At 59.9% G+C, this 489-nt stretch carries 1 protein-coding gene; it reads right to left on the bottom strand.

Annotated features, from left to right (window positions below; all coding sequences use genetic code 11):
- Positions 1-489: DEAD/DEAH box helicase family protein (locus tag ACU8YE_RS24610; RefSeq protein ID WP_446930046.1), on the bottom strand; the 489-nt coding region annotated here is incomplete at both ends.

A 489-nucleotide genomic window follows, 5' to 3' on the forward strand; every position in this document is an offset into this window, starting at 1 on the left:
GGATGGGGACGATGGCGCCGTCCGCCTCGGCCTCACGAATCGTGTAGCGATCGATAAAGTCGCCAAAAATCTCGTGCGTTCGCTTCTTCTCGCCCATCAGGATGGGCGTGCCTGTAAAACCGATGCGAGCGGCGTTGGGAAGACCCGCTTGGAGGGCAGAGTGAAGATCGCCCGCCTGGCTCCGATGCGCTTCATCGACCAGCACGAGGATGGTGTCGTCCTCGTTGATCGGCTCTGCGATCTGAGGGGCATGGGAGTTGGGCCGGTCATCCGCCGAATCAGATTCGCTCGACGTATCATCGCCGCGCTGCTTCTGGATCATGCCGAATACAAGTCCTGGTCCGTGGACGCTTAGCAGCCGCCGCAGGCCATTGGCGGACGTCGCCCTCTCGACAATCTCGTCTGTTAGCGACGCGGTACCCGATAGCTGTTTTTCAAGGTCGGTACGATCGGTGACTATCACGACCTTAAACCGACGAAGCTTCGGGT

The sequence above is a fragment of the Ralstonia sp. VS2407 genome (assembly GCF_052950655.1).